Origin of the sequence: Lysinibacillus fusiformis (genome assembly GCF_002845985.1) — a bacterium.
Taxonomy (GTDB): domain Bacteria; phylum Bacillota; class Bacilli; order Bacillales_A; family Planococcaceae; genus Lysinibacillus; species Lysinibacillus fusiformis_D.
This window is the reverse complement of record NZ_PDFK01000006.1, coordinates 81,288-99,885: the sequence shown is the minus strand read 5'-3', so window position 1 is coordinate 99,885 and position 18,598 is coordinate 81,288. Positions and strand designations below refer to the sequence as shown.

At 38.1% G+C, this 18,598-nt stretch carries 18 protein-coding genes; all 18 read right to left on the bottom strand.

Features of this window, described 5'->3' with window-relative positions:
- Nucleotides 1–27 precede the first annotated feature (27 nt).
- The gene (locus CRI88_RS17645) at nt 28–636 is read right to left on the bottom strand and encodes an alpha/beta hydrolase (RefSeq protein WP_036128466.1); all 609 of its coding nucleotides are present in this window, start codon (nt 634–636) and stop codon (nt 28–30) included.
- A 17-nt stretch (nt 637–653) separates the two neighbouring features.
- Nucleotides 654–845, bottom strand: coding sequence for a hypothetical protein (locus CRI88_RS17640; RefSeq protein WP_036128468.1), 192 nt, complete (start codon nt 843–845; stop codon nt 654–656).
- 21 nt (nt 846–866) lie between these two features.
- The gene (locus CRI88_RS17635; protein ID WP_036128470.1) at nt 867–1,331 is read right to left on the bottom strand and encodes a hypothetical protein; all 465 of its coding nucleotides are present in this window, start codon (nt 1,329–1,331) and stop codon (nt 867–869) included.
- A gap of 136 nt (nt 1,332–1,467) precedes the next feature.
- Entirely contained in the window at nt 1,468–2,091 is a 624-nt protein-coding gene (locus CRI88_RS17630) for an NUDIX hydrolase (protein WP_036128472.1), read from the bottom strand.
- Nucleotides 2,092–2,102: 11 nt separating this feature from the next.
- Nucleotides 2,103–3,194, bottom strand: a complete 1,092-nt coding sequence (locus CRI88_RS17625) for an AI-2E family transporter (RefSeq protein WP_036128475.1) — start codon at nt 3,192–3,194, stop codon at nt 2,103–2,105.
- A 242-nt stretch (nt 3,195–3,436) separates the two neighbouring features.
- The gene (locus tag CRI88_RS17620; protein WP_036128477.1) at nt 3,437–5,134 is read right to left on the bottom strand and encodes a M3 family oligoendopeptidase; all 1,698 of its coding nucleotides are present in this window, start codon (nt 5,132–5,134) and stop codon (nt 3,437–3,439) included.
- A 142-nt stretch (nt 5,135–5,276) separates the two neighbouring features.
- Nucleotides 5,277–5,804, bottom strand: coding sequence for a YdcF family protein (locus CRI88_RS17615; protein WP_051891773.1), 528 nt, complete (start codon nt 5,802–5,804; stop codon nt 5,277–5,279).
- A gap of 658 nt (nt 5,805–6,462) precedes the next feature.
- The gene (locus CRI88_RS17605) at nt 6,463–8,205 is read right to left on the bottom strand and encodes a methyl-accepting chemotaxis protein (protein ID WP_058843812.1); all 1,743 of its coding nucleotides are present in this window, start codon (nt 8,203–8,205) and stop codon (nt 6,463–6,465) included.
- Between the two features lie 199 nt (nt 8,206–8,404).
- On the bottom strand, nt 8,405–10,153 hold the full coding sequence (locus CRI88_RS17600; protein ID WP_036128492.1) for a methyl-accepting chemotaxis protein: 1,749 nt from the start codon (nt 10,151–10,153) through the stop codon (nt 8,405–8,407).
- Between the two features lie 82 nt (nt 10,154–10,235).
- A complete protein-coding gene (locus CRI88_RS17595; protein ID WP_058843811.1) occupies nt 10,236–11,531 on the bottom strand; it encodes an arsenic transporter in 1,296 nt (431 codons plus the stop codon).
- A 66-nt stretch (nt 11,532–11,597) separates the two neighbouring features.
- Entirely contained in the window at nt 11,598–12,317 is a 720-nt protein-coding gene (locus CRI88_RS17590; RefSeq protein WP_036128496.1) for a YebC/PmpR family DNA-binding transcriptional regulator, read from the bottom strand.
- A 200-nt stretch (nt 12,318–12,517) separates the two neighbouring features.
- A complete protein-coding gene (locus CRI88_RS17585) occupies nt 12,518–12,979 on the bottom strand; it encodes a low molecular weight protein-tyrosine-phosphatase (RefSeq protein WP_036128500.1) in 462 nt (153 codons plus the stop codon).
- A 58-nt stretch (nt 12,980–13,037) separates the two neighbouring features.
- Entirely contained in the window at nt 13,038–13,640 is a 603-nt protein-coding gene (locus tag CRI88_RS17580; protein WP_036128502.1) for a lysophospholipid acyltransferase family protein, read from the bottom strand.
- Nucleotides 13,641–13,719: 79 nt separating this feature from the next.
- The gene (locus CRI88_RS17575; RefSeq protein WP_036128503.1) at nt 13,720–14,553 is read right to left on the bottom strand and encodes a putative RNA methyltransferase; all 834 of its coding nucleotides are present in this window, start codon (nt 14,551–14,553) and stop codon (nt 13,720–13,722) included.
- 2 nt (nt 14,554–14,555) lie between these two features.
- On the bottom strand, nt 14,556–15,911 hold the full coding sequence (locus CRI88_RS17570; protein ID WP_101966905.1) for an MATE family efflux transporter: 1,356 nt from the start codon (nt 15,909–15,911) through the stop codon (nt 14,556–14,558).
- A gap of 150 nt (nt 15,912–16,061) precedes the next feature.
- Complete coding sequence (locus CRI88_RS17565; RefSeq protein ID WP_036128509.1) at nt 16,062–16,829, bottom strand: tyrosine-protein phosphatase; 768 nt, start codon at nt 16,827–16,829, stop codon at nt 16,062–16,064.
- A 142-nt stretch (nt 16,830–16,971) separates the two neighbouring features.
- On the bottom strand, nt 16,972–17,922 hold the full coding sequence (locus tag CRI88_RS17560; protein WP_036128510.1) for an ABC transporter substrate-binding protein: 951 nt from the start codon (nt 17,920–17,922) through the stop codon (nt 16,972–16,974).
- The gene (locus CRI88_RS17555; RefSeq protein ID WP_058843810.1) at nt 17,906–18,463 is read right to left on the bottom strand and encodes a hypothetical protein; all 558 of its coding nucleotides are present in this window, start codon (nt 18,461–18,463) and stop codon (nt 17,906–17,908) included. The genes CRI88_RS17560 and CRI88_RS17555 overlap by 17 nt, the downstream gene beginning before the upstream one ends.
- Nucleotides 18,464–18,598: the final 135 nt, after the last annotated feature.

The following is an 18,598-nucleotide window of genomic DNA, read 5'->3' as shown; positions in this document are numbered from 1 at the left end:
CTTTAGGAAAAGAGGCGGATTTTTCAATTAAACATAGATACTGTTATACCATTCTTTTGCTGCTTGTACTTCCGGCATTGTTAGCTGATGACCAAAATTAAACCAAGCTGTCGTGACCATTGCACCTGAAGACGTTAAAAGCGCTTCTAAATCCTCAGACTCCTGTGCTGTACACATCGGATCATTCGTTCCAGCACCGATAAAAACAGGCGTAGAAGAAAGTTGAGGTAATTCTATTCCACGTCTTGGTACCATTGGATGATGTAAAATAGCTCCTGCTAATGCATCAGCATAGTGGAATAATAAGCTTGCTGCAATATTAGCGCCATTTGAATAGCCAATCGCTACAATTCGTTGGCGATCAAAGCCATATTGCTGTGCCGCCTCCTGTAAAAAGTCATGAAGCTCTTTAGTTCGAAAGATTAAATCCTCTATATCAAAGACACCTTCTGCTAATCGACGGAAAAATCGCGGCATCCCATGCTCAAGAACATTTCCACGTACACTTAAAATATTGGCTGTTTCATCTATTTCTTTTGCCAACCCAATTAAACTTTCTTCATTACCACCCGTGCCATGTAACAATAGCAACGTCGGTTTTGTTTCATCTGTACCTTTATAAAAAATGTGTTGCACTAACAATCACCTCTCGATTATCTTGAATTCGAGATAATTGTAGCCTGTGGCAAAATTAAATTCAAGCTCTTTGACTTATTAATTTCTCGATTTTCTCGATTCGGCTGTTCCTCATGGTTTTTATAAAAATTAGTAATGGTAAAAACTGAAAATAAACATGCCACGATTAAAACAACAATTACAATTCCCACTAATTTTTTTCCGTTCATTTATGATGATCCCCCGTATGTTTATTTCTTTGTACGAAAGCCTTCTTCTAGTAAATATTCCTTTGCCGCGTCATACGTACCAAATGCCTCTTCAAGATTTTCTCCATGATACACATTCCAAGAACGTTGCTCAAACGCTAGCTGTAATTTCACACCATCTCGGCTATGCCAAATCTCTACAATCGGCTCCTGCTCTTCTACTTCTTCTGATAAATACTGAATAGAATCCTCAATAATCTCACGTAGCTGTTGCTCATCGTAATCACGGATATTCACTAATCCTTTATCAGTAGCCTCTTGCTCATAGCGTAATAAATCCCCAACAAAGACAAAGCCATTGCCATTTGGGTGAAGCTTTTCCACTACAATTGTCTTTTCATAAAGACTATCCATATAGTGATAATTTAAGCGTTTTAATGAAATCTCCTTTTTTGTTAGTCCAGAAAACGATTCAATAATCGCTTGTTTTTGTTCAAATGTTAGCATATTAAAAATGCTCCTTTTCTTTACAATCTATCTTACAGTATAACGTATTTTTTACTGTTATATCGTGTAGTTTCTAAATCATTTTTGCCCAAAAAGTAGGACAAGCTTACATTGATAGCTTGTCCTACTTTCCCTCTTATGATGTTTGATTAAATATCTTTTCGCGTGTAAATTTTATCACTTGTGCTACATACAATTCTCGATAAGGAACAAATTGCGTGGTGCCAACTGGTCTGACAATTTTCACTCGTTGACCATCAGGGAAATACTCGTACCCTTCAATATTAAGTGTTGTTGTTTCTCCCAAGAAGAAAGCCTCAGCCTCATTTAGCCTTGCTCTCACTACACCTGATACTTCCTCGTACTGTAAATCAAAGGAATCCCAATCGTGCTCGAAAGGGTATATGTAGACATGGCAAAATTCATTGTCAATCATATTTTCGGAAACGATACTACAAGAGGTCATGCCCATTTTGACAACTTCATGGACATCTATCTGGAGGCCTAATTCTTCTTTTACTTCTCTGATACCTGACTCCACAGTCTCAATCGCTAAAAGATGTCCTGCTGCTGTAATATCGAGTAAGCCTGGATAATCCTTTTTCTGTGAGCTACGTATTTGAAAATAAATATAGTCTTCATTGACAAGCCAGCAATGAAAAGTCTCATGCCAAAGCCCTTTTTCATGTACTTCTGCTCTCGTAGCTGTCCCTATTTGCTCATGCTGCTCATTAAATACCTTTACAATTTCTTGTTCCATTGTTTCGACTCCTATACTGACTTCGTCGCTTTTTTCTTAATCGCATTACGTTGATCATAAATATTGGATACGATAACCTTTAATACTGCATAAAATGGTACAGCGATAATAATTCCAATAAAACCTGCTATATTACCTGCTGCTAGAATAATTGTAATCACGGTTAGTGGATGGATATCAAGGGATTTCCCCATAACATTAGGTGTGATAAAGTTGCTATCAATTTGCTGAGCAACAAGCGTCACAACGGATACCCACACAACTAAAATAGGATCCTGAATAACTGCTACGATCAGCGCTGGCGCAAAGGCGATCCAAGGTCCGATAAATGGAATCATGTTCATAAAGAACGCGAAGATTACTAGCAGCAACGAATAGTCTAATCCAATAATTAAATAGCCGACATACATAATAAGTGCTAATAAAAAACTAATTTGCAGTTGGCCCTGAATATAAGTACGTAATACATCATCAATTTCACTTAACGTTTTCTTTACCCATTGCTGACGTTCACCACTGAAATACTTATAGATGGATGGTGCAAATTTCTCATGATCCTTCAGCATAAAAATAAAGAAAAACGGAATTAATATAGCTAATAACGATACGGACACTATGGATTGTAAAAAAGACATAAATCCTTTACTCGCCACTACTGCAACATCTTGTACTGAATTCGCCATTTTTTCAATAACATCATTTAATTGCTGTGGGAAGTTATCTTTATTTTGCGTTACATAGTCTGTTAGTTGCTGAATGCTTGTGCTAATGCTTGTACTAATCATAGGGGCATTCTTCACTAATTTATTGATCTGCTCAGCAATCGGATTACCAATAATCCAACCAAAAATCCCTACAATGGCTATTAGCCCAAATACAATCGTCAAAATACTTCCCCATCTAGGAAATCTACGTTTTTCTAAAAATCTCTGGATCGGTTCTGTCACATAATAGAGGACACCGCCAAGTAGTAAAGGGACAAAAATAGCTTTTAATATGATGACTAATGGTGAAAAAATCCAATGAATCTCTATAAAATATTTAATGATTAGTAGTGTAATTAATATCCCTACACCTACTTGAAACCAAACTTTCCTCGTCACTTTTATTCACTTCCTTTTTTCACAGTTACTGAAAATACTACTGATATATTACCCATTTCGCAAGTATCCTAGTATTTTTAAACAAAATCAATGATACTACTGGACGACATTGCTACATGCGCACAGCTAAGCAATGCGTCCAGATTTTTCGAATTTGCTTGAAAAATCAACTTTGACAAACTAAAAAATTCGCTCACTTCCACAACGCTTAGCATGGAAGTGTAGCGAATTTACGTAATCAATTATAGTGAAGAATCGTCTACTGAATTTAAGTATTCCTCAATTTCCCCGATAACCGATTCAACACAGCCATCTTCAAATGGTGAAATTAAACCTGCCTCTTTTACCAGCTTTGTAAAGGACATAGAACCACCTAAGCCACATAGATGAATATAGTCTTTCCAAGCCGATTCAAATTCTTCACGTGAGCGTTTCCAGAACTGGAATGCACAAATTTGGGCTAACGTGTAATCAATATAATAAAATGGACTTGCATAAATATGGCCCTGACGTTGCCATATGCCTCCAGCCTCTAGGTAGCTGTTATGATCATAGTCGCGGTGTGGTAAATATGTTTCCTCAATTTTTTTCCATGCTGCTTTACGTTCAGCCGGCGTCATTGTTGGATTTTCATAAATAACATGTTGGAACTCATCTACTGCAACACCATATGGTAAGAATAAAAGACCACTACTTAAATGCGTAAATTTATATTTCTCTGTATCCTCTTTAAAGAACAACTCCATCCAAGGCCATGTGAAGAATTCCATACTCATCGAATGAATTTCACAAGATTCATAGGTCGGCCATAGATACTCAGGAATGCCAATGTTACGGCTTGAATAAACTTGGAAGGCATGTCCTGCTTCATGTGTTAATACATCGATATCACCTGACGTACCGTTAAAATTCGAGAAAATAAATGGAGAATGATAGTTTTCAATAAATGTACAATAACCACCACTCTCTTTCCCTTTCTTCGCTACTAGGTCCATTAAGTCATGGTCAATCATGAAATTGAAGAATTCTCCTGTTTCAGGTGATAATTCCTCATACATTTTCTTACCATTCGCCACGATCCACTCTGGATCTCCTTTTGGAGCAGCATTACCTGATAAGAAGTTGAATGCTTCATCATAGAATTTAAAATCTTCAATTCCAATACGCTTTGCCTGACGCTCATATAGCTTCGTTGCCACAGGTACAATTAAATCACGAACCTGATCACGGAATTTTTGAACCATTTCCGCATTATAATCAATACGATTCATACGAACATATCCTAGCTCAACATAGTTGTTATAGCCTAGTTTAATCGCAATTTCATGACGTACTTTTACAAGCTCATCATATAAACGATCGAAATCATCTTCATGCTTCGCAAAGAAACCGAAACGGGCATCAGTTGCTGCCTTACGTGTTTCTCGATCAGTTGATTCTGCAAACGGACCAAGCTGAGCAAGTGTTAATGTCTCCCCATTAAAGTCAATTTGTGCAGAAGCTACAAGCTTATTATACTCAGAAACAAGCTTGTTTTCTTTTTGCATTAAATCAATAACTGCTGGTGAAAAACCCTTAATTTGATAGCTTGCAAGGTCAAATAATTGTTGACCCCACTTCTCTTCTAATTGCTCACGGAATGGTGAATCAATTAATGCTTTATAATATTCAGTCGTTACTTCTTCTAGCTCTGGGCCTACTTCATCGAAATAATCGCGTTCTGCTTGATAAAATTCATCATTCGTATCGATTGAAGCGCGAATGTATACTAAGTTAGCCATTGTCGCAAAGTCATTACTGATGGCATTTAGCTTCTCAATTACACCACTTTGCTCATCTATTGATTGTGCATGTTTAAATTGCTCGATAAGTGCTAATTGCTGTTCTTTCATCGCTGCCACATTTGGACGGCTATACTGATAATCTTTAAACGTTGTCATTGAAGTCCCCTCTTTCTGTCCTATACCCCGTGATATTTCTATTATATGCCAAATGGAACCTATTAAGAAACAATTATCTATTTTTGTAGTGGTGTTTTTTACGAGAAAGCACTAGAAATGATTACGCCTCAATGAAAGTACTTTAATAGCCAACAATATACGTTTTTAATAAAGCGGCTCTTTCTCTCAATCTTAGTTTAGCTTCTACTGACTTTGGTGTTTCGGCTGCGACGACATCCACTTCGAAATCTAAAGTTTCTGCTAAATACTTGGCGCGTTTCAAATGAAAGTCATTTGAAACGATGGTGATTTTCTTTGTATCTTTCGGTAATAGTTCTTTGGAAAATACTAAATTTTCATAAGTGGACGTAGACTTGTCCTCGACGATAATCCTTGTAGCCTTGATACCGTTCTGTTCTAAATATTCTTGCATAACAGATGCCTCTGTTTGATCTTCATCAGGTCCTTGCCCCCCTGACACAATGACCTTAACATGAGGGTATTTTGTTAAGTATGGAACTGCCACCTCTAATCTACTCTTTAATGAAAGTGATGGTACACCACCCGCCTTTACTTTTGCCCCTAGTATAATCATATAGTCAGCAGAGCCTTTTGCACTTGGTTCAACACCCTGCTCTATTTGTTTTCCCAACCAAATATAAAGAACCATTCCAATGCTTACTAGAAGTACACTTCCTCCAATTACCCATTTTTTCACAAATCACCCCTCCTTTACCTTTTATTAACGCAGCTAAAGAAAAAAGGATGCTTGTTGACCAAGCATCCCATAGTGTTGAAAAACAAAACCATCCATAGAATTTATGTGAAAGGTGAAAAAGGATCTCCGTTGCAGGCTACTTGCTTTCCTGTGGGCGAGCGCCGAGCCGCTTCCTCCGCTACCACTCCGTTTAGAGGCTCGCCTGTCTCGCTATCCCACGGGAGTCAAGTAGCCTTCCACTCCAATCCATAAAAAAGTGAAGGTATTCACTACTCTTTTATGGAGGGGTGTTGTCACACATCACTTCTCCACATTGAAAGTAAGAGGCTATCCTCTCTTATAATATAAATAATGGGCTATTTTGTTCAGGAAAAGACACTTTTGCAGAATGGCTGATTGGAGTGGAGCCAGCGTCACTCCTAGGGGATTTAGCGTCACAGAGGAGACCCTGGAGCGAACGCAGTGAGTGAAGCGGCTCATCAGACGCCCCCTGGAAAGGACGCTGGCGGAACGGAAATCACCCCCTCGCCTTACAAAATTGCTTATTATGCCGTTGACATTACCTTTTTTCAACAACATGGGATGCTTGTTGACCAAGCATCCTGCATAATTATCTCAATATAAAGCGTTTAATAGACTCCTGTAAGGCTGATATTTCATCAGTTAGATCATTGGAAGACTCACTAACAAGCTGGATTGCTCGTTGCTGCTCATCTACAGACGCTGTTACCTCTTCAGATGCAGCAGCATTCTTTTCACTAATCATTGCAATGCTTTCAATCGACTGCATAATAACATTCTTGGAGCTATTTAAATATTCTACACCCTCTGCCATATCTCCTATAATGGCTATTATTTTTTCAACAGCCAATTTAATTTCTTTAAAAGATAACGCTGTCACCTGAACCGAATCATTTTGCTGATGCACAATAGCATGCGTTTTCTGCATCTCATCATTGACTAACTTCGTTTCACTTTCAATCCCCTTTATAGTGGTGCGGACGAGCTCTGTCGCGACTGATGTTTGATCCGCAAGCTTACGTACTTCTTCTGCAACAACTGCAAATCCTTTACCATGTTCTCCCGCTCTTGCGGCTTCAATAGAGGCATTAAGAGCCAGTAGGTTTGTTTGGTCGGAAATTTGCGTAATTGTCTCTACAATACCTTCAATTTCATGCACTTTGACTATTAAACTGCCAAAAACAGATTGAATGTTCTGAATAATATAGAAAGATTCCTGTGATGTCTCTTTTAAACTATCTAGATTAACGAGACCTTCTTCATTTGATTTTTTCATATGCTGTGATGCATCCAACATTAAATCATTTTTATCGTGCAATCCTTCAATTTGCTGAGCAAACTCAATAGCTGTTCGATTTGTATCCTCCGCATCTGATGCTTGCTTGACTGCACCTTTAGATACTTCATTGATGGCTTTGACGATTTCGTCACCATAGGCATCCGTCTCTTCAGCCACTGCTGTTAGGTTCGCTGATGTCGATTGTATTTCTACAATCGCTTCCTCCACATCTGAAATAAGCGTTTTGAGTTGATTTACCATTTCATTAAAGCCCTCATTTAATTGTCCAATTTCATCTGAACGCTGTAAATGCTCAATCTCTACAGTTAAATTCCCTTGCGCTACTTCTCGCACACGCATCGATAATTTTTTAACTGGTAATGCCAGATGTCTAGATACTAAAATGACTACGATTGTCCCGATAATAATCGCACCCACTAATGTCACACCAATCACTAACAATAAAGAATTTGCCCCTTCGTTAAAATCTTGCATATATGTACCTGATGCGATTACCCATCCCCAATGTGGATCTTTCTCCGAATAAATAATTTTATCTGCTAAGACATCCTGACCTGGTAGCTCAAATTCATATACTGTAAAACCACCACCAGCAAGAGCTTTTTCAGTCACTTCCCGAATAAAATAATTTCCGCTACTATCCTGGTCATTCCAAAGATTATCCCCTTCTCGCGTTGGATGTGTTGTTAATGTCCCCTTATCATCCAATACATAAATATAGCCATATTCTCCTAAATCACCAGGATAATTAATAGGGCGTTTCCCTTCGCTATCTTTAGGTCCAAGAAACGCCTCACGTACTCGCTCCTGTGCAACTTCTAAAGGAATGTCACCTTTTTCAACACTCTCATTGGCAAGCTCAATTATTTGCAAAGCTGATTCTACGCTATTGTAAAGTACTTGCTCACCAATTTCCTCCATGCCATTCTTAGCCTTACCGTAGCTAACTATACCAATTATTAAACTTGGAATAATCAGTATTGCTAATGAAATAATAATCAATTTCCCCTGTATTGAACGTAAAAACCTCATACTTTAGCCCCCCTATTTCGTTCAACAAATATTACTTTATATTATGTTATGGTTTGAAAGTTTTCACAATGGGTAAAACACAAATTATTTTCTAATTTCCCTTAATATGGTTTATTTAGACATTTACACACTACTATCTCCTATTAAAAAACTATTTTTCTACAAGACCTATGCTTATAGAAAAATAGTTTCAAGGTCATCATAATTTGAATGTATTAATCGTATCGATAACTTCTTTAGATGTCTGATCTAAAATGGTTACAACTTCATTTAATTCCGAAACCATTGCTACTTGTAAGTCAGAGGAAGTTGCAACTTCCTTTGTTCCTAGCACACTATGCTTCGCAATATCATTCATTTGCTCTATAGTAGCTAATATTTCCTCAGAGCCAGCTGACATTTCCTCGATCACAGCTGAATCATCTTGAATTTTGTTATTTACCTCAATGACTGATTGCAATATTTGCTCTAAGCTTACACCAATATATTGCACCGCTTTATTGCCTGCTTGTACGTCTACTGTACTGCTCGACATCTCTTGCAATGCTCGATCTGTTATTTTCTTAAAGCTTTCTAAATGCATGTGTATTTCGTCAGCTGATGATTTAGACATCTCTGCAAGTTTACGTACTTCGTCCGCCACAACCGCAAATCCTTTACCTGCTTCCCCAGCCCTCGCTGCTTCAATCGCCGCATTCAAAGCAAGTAAGTTTGTTTGATCGGCAATACTCGTAATGATCGTCACCATCTCTTCAATAGAACGGAACTTCTCGCCCATCTCCTCGACATGATTAGCTGTACGTAAAACGGAGGCTTCTACATTTTGAATTTGTGATACAACTTCTTGTGAATGACCAACACTTGTTTCAACTAGACCCGTCATAGCTGAAGATGACTCGGCAATTTCAGACGTAGTATCAGCTAGACGTTGAATACCAATCGACATTTCGTTCATCGTTAAGACAACCTCTTGATTGTTTTGCTGCTGCTGCTCACTCCCCGCAGCAATTTCGATAATACGATCCGCAATTTGAGCGTTTGATGTTTCCACATGATGAGTTGTCTCATCAATCTTTTGAACGACACTTTGTAAAGCTAATGTTCGTTGTTGAATCGTGTGGAATGTTTCTTTTAATCTTTGTAGAGACTCCTTAAAGGATTGAGCAAAAATAGTAATCTCATTTTCTCCTGTCAATTGAATTTCCTCTACTGCCATAGATGCCTTAGCAATATCTCCTTGTGCAAAGTTTTGTGCGGCAACACCTAAATTTGTTAAAGGCTTCAACGCTCGATTGATATAACGATACATAATAAACATAACAAGTCCTATTAAAGCTAATATAACGACAATTAAAGCAGGTAAAATGGCTGTTAGCACAGCATTTGTCACACCACTTACCTCTGTTGCCTCTATATCTACCCCTACAAAGGCAACAATATTTCCTGAGGCATCTTTCAATGGCACAGTACCTGATAAATAATCGCCAAAATCGCTATGTAAAATATCGGAGTAGTAGTTCCCCGTATCCATTACCTTTTTTAAATCTTTATAATAGGTGGAAGCAGATTCATCTCCTATAACGCCAGCATTTTCTTGATCATCTACTGGCATACCATCCACTAAAAATCGAACCTTTTTATCTTCCTTTGGGACTGCGAAAGTATAGGCATACAGAACCCCATTTATTTCACGCAATTCATTGAGTTCTTGCCTTAGCTGCCAATATAATTCAGATTCCTTTGGGTCCTGTGAGAGTTGTTCATATTCATCTGCGTTCAAACGTTTTGCAATATTCTCAGCAACTGCAACTGCCTGTGTTCCCATTGTTTTATTAACAGATGATTTCGCTGTATATATCGTTGTTACAATGAAAAAGGCTAACAAAGCTAATAGCATAACAAATGACATTAGCACAATTTTATTACTTAATTTACCTGTCGCTCGCATACTTTCCTCCTTTAATACGCTGATATATTAATATCTTACTATTACTTATTGTACTATTTATTTCACTATTTCGACAATATAACTATGCTATTATACTTATCCAAAAAACTAATGCTAGTAAAGTAGCGAGCAGTGTTGGAATTGTAAGAATGATGCCGATTCTAAAATACTGTCCCCAGCTAATTTTAATGCCCTTTTGAGCCAATATATGAAGCCATAATAATGTCGCAAGTGAGCCAATCGGTGTCATTTTCGGACCTAAATTTGTGCCAATAACATTTGCATAAATGAGCCCTTCCTTCATCATACCAGTTGCACTTGTTTCAGAAATGGCTAAGGCATCAATCATAACAGTAGGTAAATTATTCATCACTGCAGACAAAATTGCCGCAACAAATCCCATCGTCATGGTTGCCACTACAAAACCATGCTGTACCGCTTGCTCTAGTAAACTGGCTAGCAATCCTGTCATCCCTACATTTTTTAATCCATAGACCACCACATACATACCAATGGAAAAGAACACTATATTCCACGGCGCTCCTTTTATGACCCTCTTCGTATCTACAACCTTACTACGCTGTGCAAGCGATAAGAAAATAGAAGTAACACCGCATAAAACGAAGGATACAGGAATGTGTAGAACTTCACCGACCACGAACCCTACTAATAGGATGGCAATCACATACCAAGCTATCGAAAATAAGCGAGGATCTCGAATTGCCTGCTTTGGATGCTCAACCGCCTCAAGAGAATAATGCTGTGGAATGGACCGTCGAAAAACAATATACAGTACAACAATACTGGCCACTAAAGAAAAGAAATTCGGTACAACCATATGAATTGCATACTCTATAAAGCCGATTTCAAAAAAATCAGCTGATACAATATTAGTTAAATTACTTATTACAAATGGTAAGGAAGTTGTATCTGCTATAAAACCACTTGCCATGATAAACGGAAAAATCATTTTTTCAGTTAAATTCAGTTTTCTTACCATTGCTAACACAATGGGAGTGAGTATTAAAGCCGCTCCATCATTAGCAAATAGGGCCGACACAACTGCCCCTAGGCAAGCAATATAAACAAATAACCGAATTCCGCTTCCCTTCGCAAGTCGTGCCATGTGCAGAGCTGCCCATTCGAAAAAACCAATTTCATCTAAGATTAGCGAAATTAAAATAATGCCAATAAATGATAACGTCGCATTCCAAACAATTCCAGTTACTGCTAACACATCATGCCAGGTAACTACACCCATTAGTAAGGCAATCGCCGCCCCTATACAGGCTGACCAGCCGATAGATAGTTTACGTGGTTGTACTATGACAAAAAATAATGTGACTAAAAATAAACTAATGGCTAAAATACTCTGCATCGTTTTCCTCCCTAATTAAAAACCAGTAGCTAATTTGCTACTGGTTTACTCACTTCATTTATCGATTTATTCGCCCAAATCTGCATTGTGGAAGACATTTTGTACATCCTCTAAATCTTCTAATGCATCGATTAGTTTTTCAAACTTAGCTACATCATCGCCAGTTAAGGCAACTTCTGTTTGAGGTAGCATAGAAAGCTCTGCTACTGTAAATTCTGCAACCCCTGCAGCCTTTAACGCTTCTTGTGTCGCAAAGAATTGATCTGGCTCCGCATAAATAATAACCGCGTCATCCTCTTCTAAAATATCGCGAGCATCAAGATCTGCTTCCATTAAAATTTCAAGTACTTCATCAGCCGTTTTACCTTCTAAGCCAATAACTGCAGTTGAATCGAACATATAAGCGACAGATCCACTGACACCCATGTTCCCGTTATTTTTACCAAATGCCGCACGAACATCTGATGCTGTACGATTCACATTGTTTGTTAAAGCATCCACAATAATCATTGTGCCGGCTGGTCCAAAGCCTTCATAACGTAATTCATCAAAGTTTTCATCGCCGCCACCTTTTGCTTTATCGATGGCTTTTTCTATAATATGTTTTGGAACACTGTATGTTTTCGCGCGTTCGAGCACTACTTTAAGTGCACGGTTTGACTCTGGATCTGGTTCGCCTGATTTAGCTGCCACATAAATTTCTCGCCCGAATTTTGCATTAATACGGCTTGTGCTTTGATCTTTAGACGCTTTCTTTTCTTTAATGTTGTTCCACTTACGACCCATTGTTTCCACTCTCTTTCAAATATAAGTTTATAAAAATGATAGATACGCAGTTGCACATCTGTAAATGGTAATTAAATACTTATCGTATCTTTACTCTGCAAATAATAACACAATGATGCTTACAAAGCTATATATACCAATGTTTAAGCTAATATTTTCTGAAGAAATAGCTGTTAAAATTTTCGTTTTTTAGTGTCACTTTACAACAGCTCTTGTTTTATTTTTGCTAGTAATGCCTGACAGCCTTCTTGCACTAAATCATAGGTTTCTTGAAAATCACCCGTATAATATGGATCAGGGACGTCTTTGCGATGTTCCGTTAAATCTAGAAAACGAAAAATCTTTGGTGAGCGCGGATCGCCTAGCATCGTTCGGATATTGCGAATATTGCTTTCATCCATACCGATAATATAAGCGAATTTTTCAAAATCAGCCCGTTGTAATTGTCGACCTTGCATGCCTGTTGTGGAAATACCATTTTCTCTAAGCTTATCCAATGTACCTTGATGTGGAGGTTCACCAATATGCCATGAACTTGTGGCAGCAGAATCCACTTCAATTTTATCTCCTAAATGCTCTTTTTCTACTAACTCTCGCATGACGGCTTCTGCCATGGGAGAGCGACAAATATTACCTAAGCAAACGAAAAGTACTCGAATCATGTTTCTCCTCCTACAACAAAGCACTCAAAATCTATGTGACTCTGAGTGCCGCTTCTCTTTATTTGACTGCAATACGTTTTTGTAATTCTTCCGTTAAAGAAATTAGCTCATGTTCAAGATGTTGTGTAAATTGCTCACGACCTTCTTTCCCTTTCCCTGTTACATAAAATGGCTCACCATAGATTAAGTAGCCTTTGCCACGCTTCATTACATCGCCAGCATTACGCGCGCCAACATATGCAGCTGGAACAATTTGCGCCTTTGCTAGCTGTGCAATCGTAATCGCTCCTTGCTTCAAATCCGTTCCTTCTGAGCTACGAGTACCAGAGGGAAAAATCCCTACAATTTTACCTTCTTTCAATAACTGTGAAGGAATTTTAATCACGCTTGGTCCAGGATTATCACGATCCACCGGAAAGGCATTTAAACGCTCAATAAGCCAGCCAAGCCCTTTCATTTCAAATAATTGCTTCTTCGCCATAAAGTGAATTTCACGAGGGTACATGGCTACACCAAGGTTTAAAATATCGACGTAGCCTGTATGTGTACAAGCTATAATATACCCACCATCTTTTGGCAAGTTTTCTTCTCCATATACACGAGCCTTTGAACCCATTAATTTTAATATTACTTTGACAACATTAGCTGCTAATTTATACACTGTTACATTCCTACCTTATTCAATAGTTATTCCCATTGTAATCGAAAAGACCAGTATACTGCAATTGCAGGTGGCCCTCTTAAACTTTCCCTACTAATAGATCTACATCAATCGTAATTTCATTTAATACAATGGCCGTTTCCTCTTTTTTATGCCAGCCCATCGGTGTCATCTCTAATAACGCCGGCACAAGCTCTTCTGCAAGCGGTAAAGTATAGGTTACACGTTCTACTATAACTTCACTAAAGCTATCTTTAAAACGGGCAACAATTTGTTCATTAGAGTATGTTTCCTTGCTCGAATCTGCATATAATTGGGCACGCAGTTCCTGTAAATAGCCGCTTTGTGGTACAACCTTTACAAGACAGCCATCTGGGGCAAGAAGACGCTTAAATTCCTCATAATTTGCGGGCGATAAAATATTTAATATTGCATCAAAGCTTTCTTGCGCAAATGGACTTTTGGCTAAATCACCTACACACCAAATTTGTTGTGGATAATGACGTGTTGCTGCCAATATGCCCTCTTTTGCTATATCGATACCAACACCGATGCCATTGTCTATGTCTGTCATAATACGAGCTAAATGTGATCCTTCTCCACAGCCAGTATCAAGCACTGTTTTTGCAGAGGCTATAAGCTTACTAATTTTTTCTTCTACAGCATCATAAATCCCACTATCAATCACTGCCTTACGAGATTCAAAAAGACTTTTGCTATATTTAGAAGCAGCGCTATGTGTCAGCATGTTGACATAGCCCTGCTTAGCTATATCAAAAGAATGGTTAGCAGGACAAACCAATCTTCCCTGCTCATAGACATGCATCGATTGCTGACATACAGGACAAGCAAAAAGTGTGATAGATTGCTCCATTAATGCTGCCGCTATCGCACGTTTAGATAATGCTCCCATTTCTATGCCTCCTTCTGTTCATTCGGTGAAACGAGGGCAAATCGCTCCCATTTACGGCTTTTCCATCTAAAGTATACGATAATTGCACGTACCCATTCATCTGCTGAAATAGCTAGCCATATTCCAACCAAGCCCCAATCCAATATAAATACAAATAAATAACCAAGCGGAAGACTCATACAAACCATCGATAGAAAACCAATCTTCACAGGAAATCTGGCATCTCCAGAAGCACGTAAAGAGTTAATGACAACGATATTCATTGTACGGCCAGTCTCTAGCAAAATACTGAGGGCTAACACGGATGCTCCAATAGTGATGACATCTGGATTATCGGTAAAAACATGCATGAGTGGTTTGCGGAAAATCGTAACGACTGCAACCATAATAATCGTAAAAACAAATGCCGCACGGACACTTATCCATAGTTGATGGTATGCCTCATCCTTCTTCCCTGCCCCCACATGACGTCCGATAATAATAGCTGTTCCTGTACCAATGGCAATCGCAAATAAATACGTAAACATCGAAATATTCATAGCATATTGTCGTGCTGCCAGTGTTTCTGCTCCTAAATATGTCGCATAATATAAAAAGACAATCTGACAAAACTGATAAAGTACCTGTTCAAAGGCAGAAGGTAAACCAATGTTTAATATTTTCCTTACATATTCCTTAGAATAATCAAAATAATAGTGTAGCTTCACGCGTACTTCCATCACTTGATAGAGCAACCAGAAAAACACTAGTACAGCTAATCCTCGACTAATGACCGAAGAAATAGCCGCTCCTTTTACACCAAGCTCTGGTAAACCTAAATTCCCAAAAATCAGACCATAGTTTAGCACAACATGCAAGATATTCATGCCAAGTGATACATACATCGTTTGCTTCGTCCAACCATGTACACGAATAATTGCAGCAAGTGCATTAATAATAGCCTGTAGAAAAATAAAACTCCCGATGATAACTAAATAACTTTGTGCATAGTGAAGTACTTCTCCCTGCAAGTTCATCATAGTCATTAAATGTTTTGCAAAGAAGAAAAATAGAATACTCATTAACAGTCCAACAACCAAATTCATTGTGACAGCTAAAGCCGATATTTTCGCTGCTTCAAAAAAACGTCTTGAACCTAAATACTGTGAAACGACAATGGATGCACCATTCCCTACCACTTCAAGAATCAAGATCGCAATATGGATATATTGATTGGCTGCACCTACTCCGGATACAGCATTATCTGATAAAGCACTGAGCATAAAAGTATCGGCTAATCCCATTAACATAAATAGAAATACTTCTAAGAAAATAGGCCATGTTAAATGGAATAGACTTAACTTATTTGTCTCTTTCATTGTCTCTGCCAATACTTTCACTTCTCCTATATTTTTCTTAAAAATCTATTGTATCTTATCATAAATTTTCAGACTGTAAAGAGGTTTATAGGAAGACAGCGCTTCCACATAAAAAATCCCTCTCACACAGATATGTGAAAGGGGTCATTGTTATGTTAAGCAATAAGCTTGCAATTGCTCTCGTCTAGCAATAGTTAGGCCAAACTCCTGCTCTAAAAACTTAGTCTTTGAGCCATAATGGTAATCCATAGCATCCAATGCTGCTTGTAAATAGTCTTCTCGAGCAGACATTAATGCATAGAATTGCTGTAATTCTTGCTCATTATATTGATGTTGAATAGCCTGTGCCATTCTGTCTACCATTGGACGTAAATGGATATTCGTGTTTAAATAGTCTTCCATAATCGTCTCCTCTGGTACATCTAAGGCTAGCAAAATAAGAGCTCCCCCTATACCTGTGCGATCCTTACCAACTGCACAATGGTGGACAAGACCCAAATTGTCAGGATTTTGTATGGTTTTCATTAACTCTTTAAAAGAAGGATTATTAAACGGCATCTGTGCATAAAAATCTCGGAACATTTCGGGGCTTACTGCTTTATAAAAATCTCTACCACCAGCATTTGTAGGCATTTCAAATGTATGATTGCCCTTCGCTGGTATTTGAATATATTGAGCGTGTGAGAACATAGGGTTAGGATTATGGTGTGCCTCATTATTATCACGATAATCAAAAATGGTTTTAATCCCTAATGTTTCAAATAGCTCTTTATCCGCCAACGTCATTTTCCCAAGAGCCGCTGAGCGGTAAAATAAACCGTTCTTGACAATGCGCCCATCCCTTGTCCTATATCCCCCCATATCTCGAAAATTATAAACTGCCTCAAATGGAATTATCTTTGTCTCTAACTGTTCCAATTACTACACCTCCTAAAATTATCGAGCACTCTTACTTTTATTTTATAGAACTAACTCAATTAATTCCAATTTTCACACTAGGAAATAACAACCCACATAAAAATGGCTAGCTGTCAGTATACAGCTAGCCTTGAATGGTTTCTTATTTAAATAACTCTGGATAGACAGCCTTTGCTACTAGTTCTACGGCTTCCCCAATACGTGGGCCAGGTCGATTAGAGATATCTGTATCAAGAGTCTGTACTGCTTTATTTTGAACTGCTGTCACTGTATTCCATCCATCACGTGCAAGTATTTCACCTATTGGATCCTCTGTGTAGTTTACTGTCGTTAAAATAACATCTGGGTTTTTCACTATGACATCTTCCTCAGAAACTTGTGCCCAGCTGCTCAAGTCAGAAAAAACATTCTTAACATTGGCTGCATCTAGTATTTCTTGCTGGAAAGTACCAGAGCCTGCTGTATAAATATCGGGCTTAGGACTAATTTCTAAATAAACATTTTTCGGTGCTTTTACTTCCTTCACCTTTGCTTTAACGTCAGCTAATTTCGCTTTAATCTCTTCGTTTACTTCATTTCCTTTATCTGCAACACCCATTACAGCTGCGATCTGTTCGATGTCACCATAAACATCATCGAATGTAGCTGCTGATTGAATAACAAACACTTTGATCCCAGCATCTTCAAGTGGTTTCATTGCTTCCTTATCACCAATCGTATAAGCTATAACAACATCTGGCTTCAACGCTATGATTCGTTCACTGTTAAAATTCACAGAATCAGAAACCCGTTCAATTTTCTGTGCTTCCTCTGGGTAAGTATCATACTCAGTTGCTCCTACGATTTTATCACCAACACCTAGAGCAAATAAAATTTCTGTATTACTTGGTTGCAATGATACAACTGTTTTTGGTACTTCTTTAAACTCTATTTCTACACCGCGATCATCTGTCACTTTGTAGTTTGTTTGCTCTGTTTGTTGTGTATCCTGTGAAGCGTCTTTATTTTTAGTATCTACCGAAGTACCACAACCTGCTAAAATCATTGCAAGGAAGAGTACTGTTAGCCATTGAACATTAAATAATTTCTTCATTATTATTCTCCTTTTTCTTTTTCATCGGATATGATTTACTAATAAATGGTATTTCAGCTATCCCTGCTTGTTGATTCATAAAGACAGCCATAACGAAGCACACATTGGCTAATAGGCCTAAATAATCAAAAAGAATAGCTGGAACCTCTCGTTCATCCGATACTTTGTGTAATGTACGATATGATTTTTTTGCTTCACTACGGCAAAGATGTAGAGCAGCGGCAGCCTCTGTACCTTGAGGTAAGACAAAGTTTTGTATCTCTTCCTTCACATGACGAACATAAAAATCATAGCGCTCACTTAGCCAAGCAAGATCCTCTTCTGTTACCGCTAGTTTTCCACGAACCGAGCCATTGACATGGTAGGCCATAGGTAAAATAATCATTAAATCTTCTACAACAGCTTGTACATCCTCTTTCTTAACTGCAGCTAAAGCAACTCCCAAATGCGTAGTCAGACTGTCTGTTCGAATCTCAAAATCAACCGTCGAAGCTTTTTCACGCATAAATGGATAACAAGAATAACGTGCATCTTTTTTCACTTGCGATCCCCCCACTTTTCATTATGAAAATTCTTGCATAAAAAAACGCCGCTCCTTTACGCAAAGGAACGACGAAAATAACATAATAATGGCCAAATTAACATGACATAGCCTATGTATTTGCCGTATATCCTC

Excerpts from the sequence above, each read along its gene's own strand:
- CRI88_RS17640 (WP_036128468.1), bottom strand. The coding sequence starts at position 845 with ATGAACGGAAAAAAATTAGTGGGAATTGTAATTGTTGTTTTAATCGTG.
- CRI88_RS17635 (WP_036128470.1), bottom strand. The coding sequence starts at position 1,331 with ATGCTAACATTTGAACAAAAACAAGCGATTATTGAATCGTTTTCTGGA.
- CRI88_RS17630 (WP_036128472.1), bottom strand. The coding sequence starts at position 2,091 with ATGGAACAAGAAATTGTAAAGGTATTTAATGAGCAGCATGAGCAAATA.
- CRI88_RS17620 (WP_036128477.1), bottom strand. The coding sequence starts at position 5,134 with ATGACAACGTTTAAAGATTATCAGTATAGCCGTCCAAATGTGGCAGCG.
- CRI88_RS17615 (WP_051891773.1), bottom strand. The coding sequence starts at position 5,804 with ATGGTTCTTTATATTTGGTTGGGAAAACAAATAGAGCAGGGTGTTGAA.
- CRI88_RS17605 (WP_058843812.1), bottom strand. The coding sequence starts at position 8,205 with ATGAGGTTTTTACGTTCAATACAGGGGAAATTGATTATTATTTCATTA.
- CRI88_RS17600 (WP_036128492.1), bottom strand. The coding sequence starts at position 10,153 with ATGCGAGCGACAGGTAAATTAAGTAATAAAATTGTGCTAATGTCATTT.
- CRI88_RS17595 (WP_058843811.1), bottom strand. The coding sequence starts at position 11,531 with ATGCAGAGTATTTTAGCCATTAGTTTATTTTTAGTCACATTATTTTTT.
- CRI88_RS17590 (WP_036128496.1), bottom strand. The coding sequence starts at position 12,317 with ATGGGTCGTAAGTGGAACAACATTAAAGAAAAGAAAGCGTCTAAAGAT.
- CRI88_RS17585 (WP_036128500.1), bottom strand. The coding sequence starts at position 12,979 with ATGATTCGAGTACTTTTCGTTTGCTTAGGTAATATTTGTCGCTCTCCC.
- CRI88_RS17575 (WP_036128503.1), bottom strand. The coding sequence starts at position 14,553 with ATGGGAGCATTATCTAAACGTGCGATAGCGGCAGCATTAATGGAGCAA.
- CRI88_RS17570 (WP_101966905.1), bottom strand. The coding sequence starts at position 15,911 with ATGAAAGAGACAAATAAGTTAAGTCTATTCCATTTAACATGGCCTATT.
- CRI88_RS17560 (WP_036128510.1), bottom strand. The coding sequence starts at position 17,922 with ATGAAGAAATTATTTAATGTTCAATGGCTAACAGTACTCTTCCTTGCA.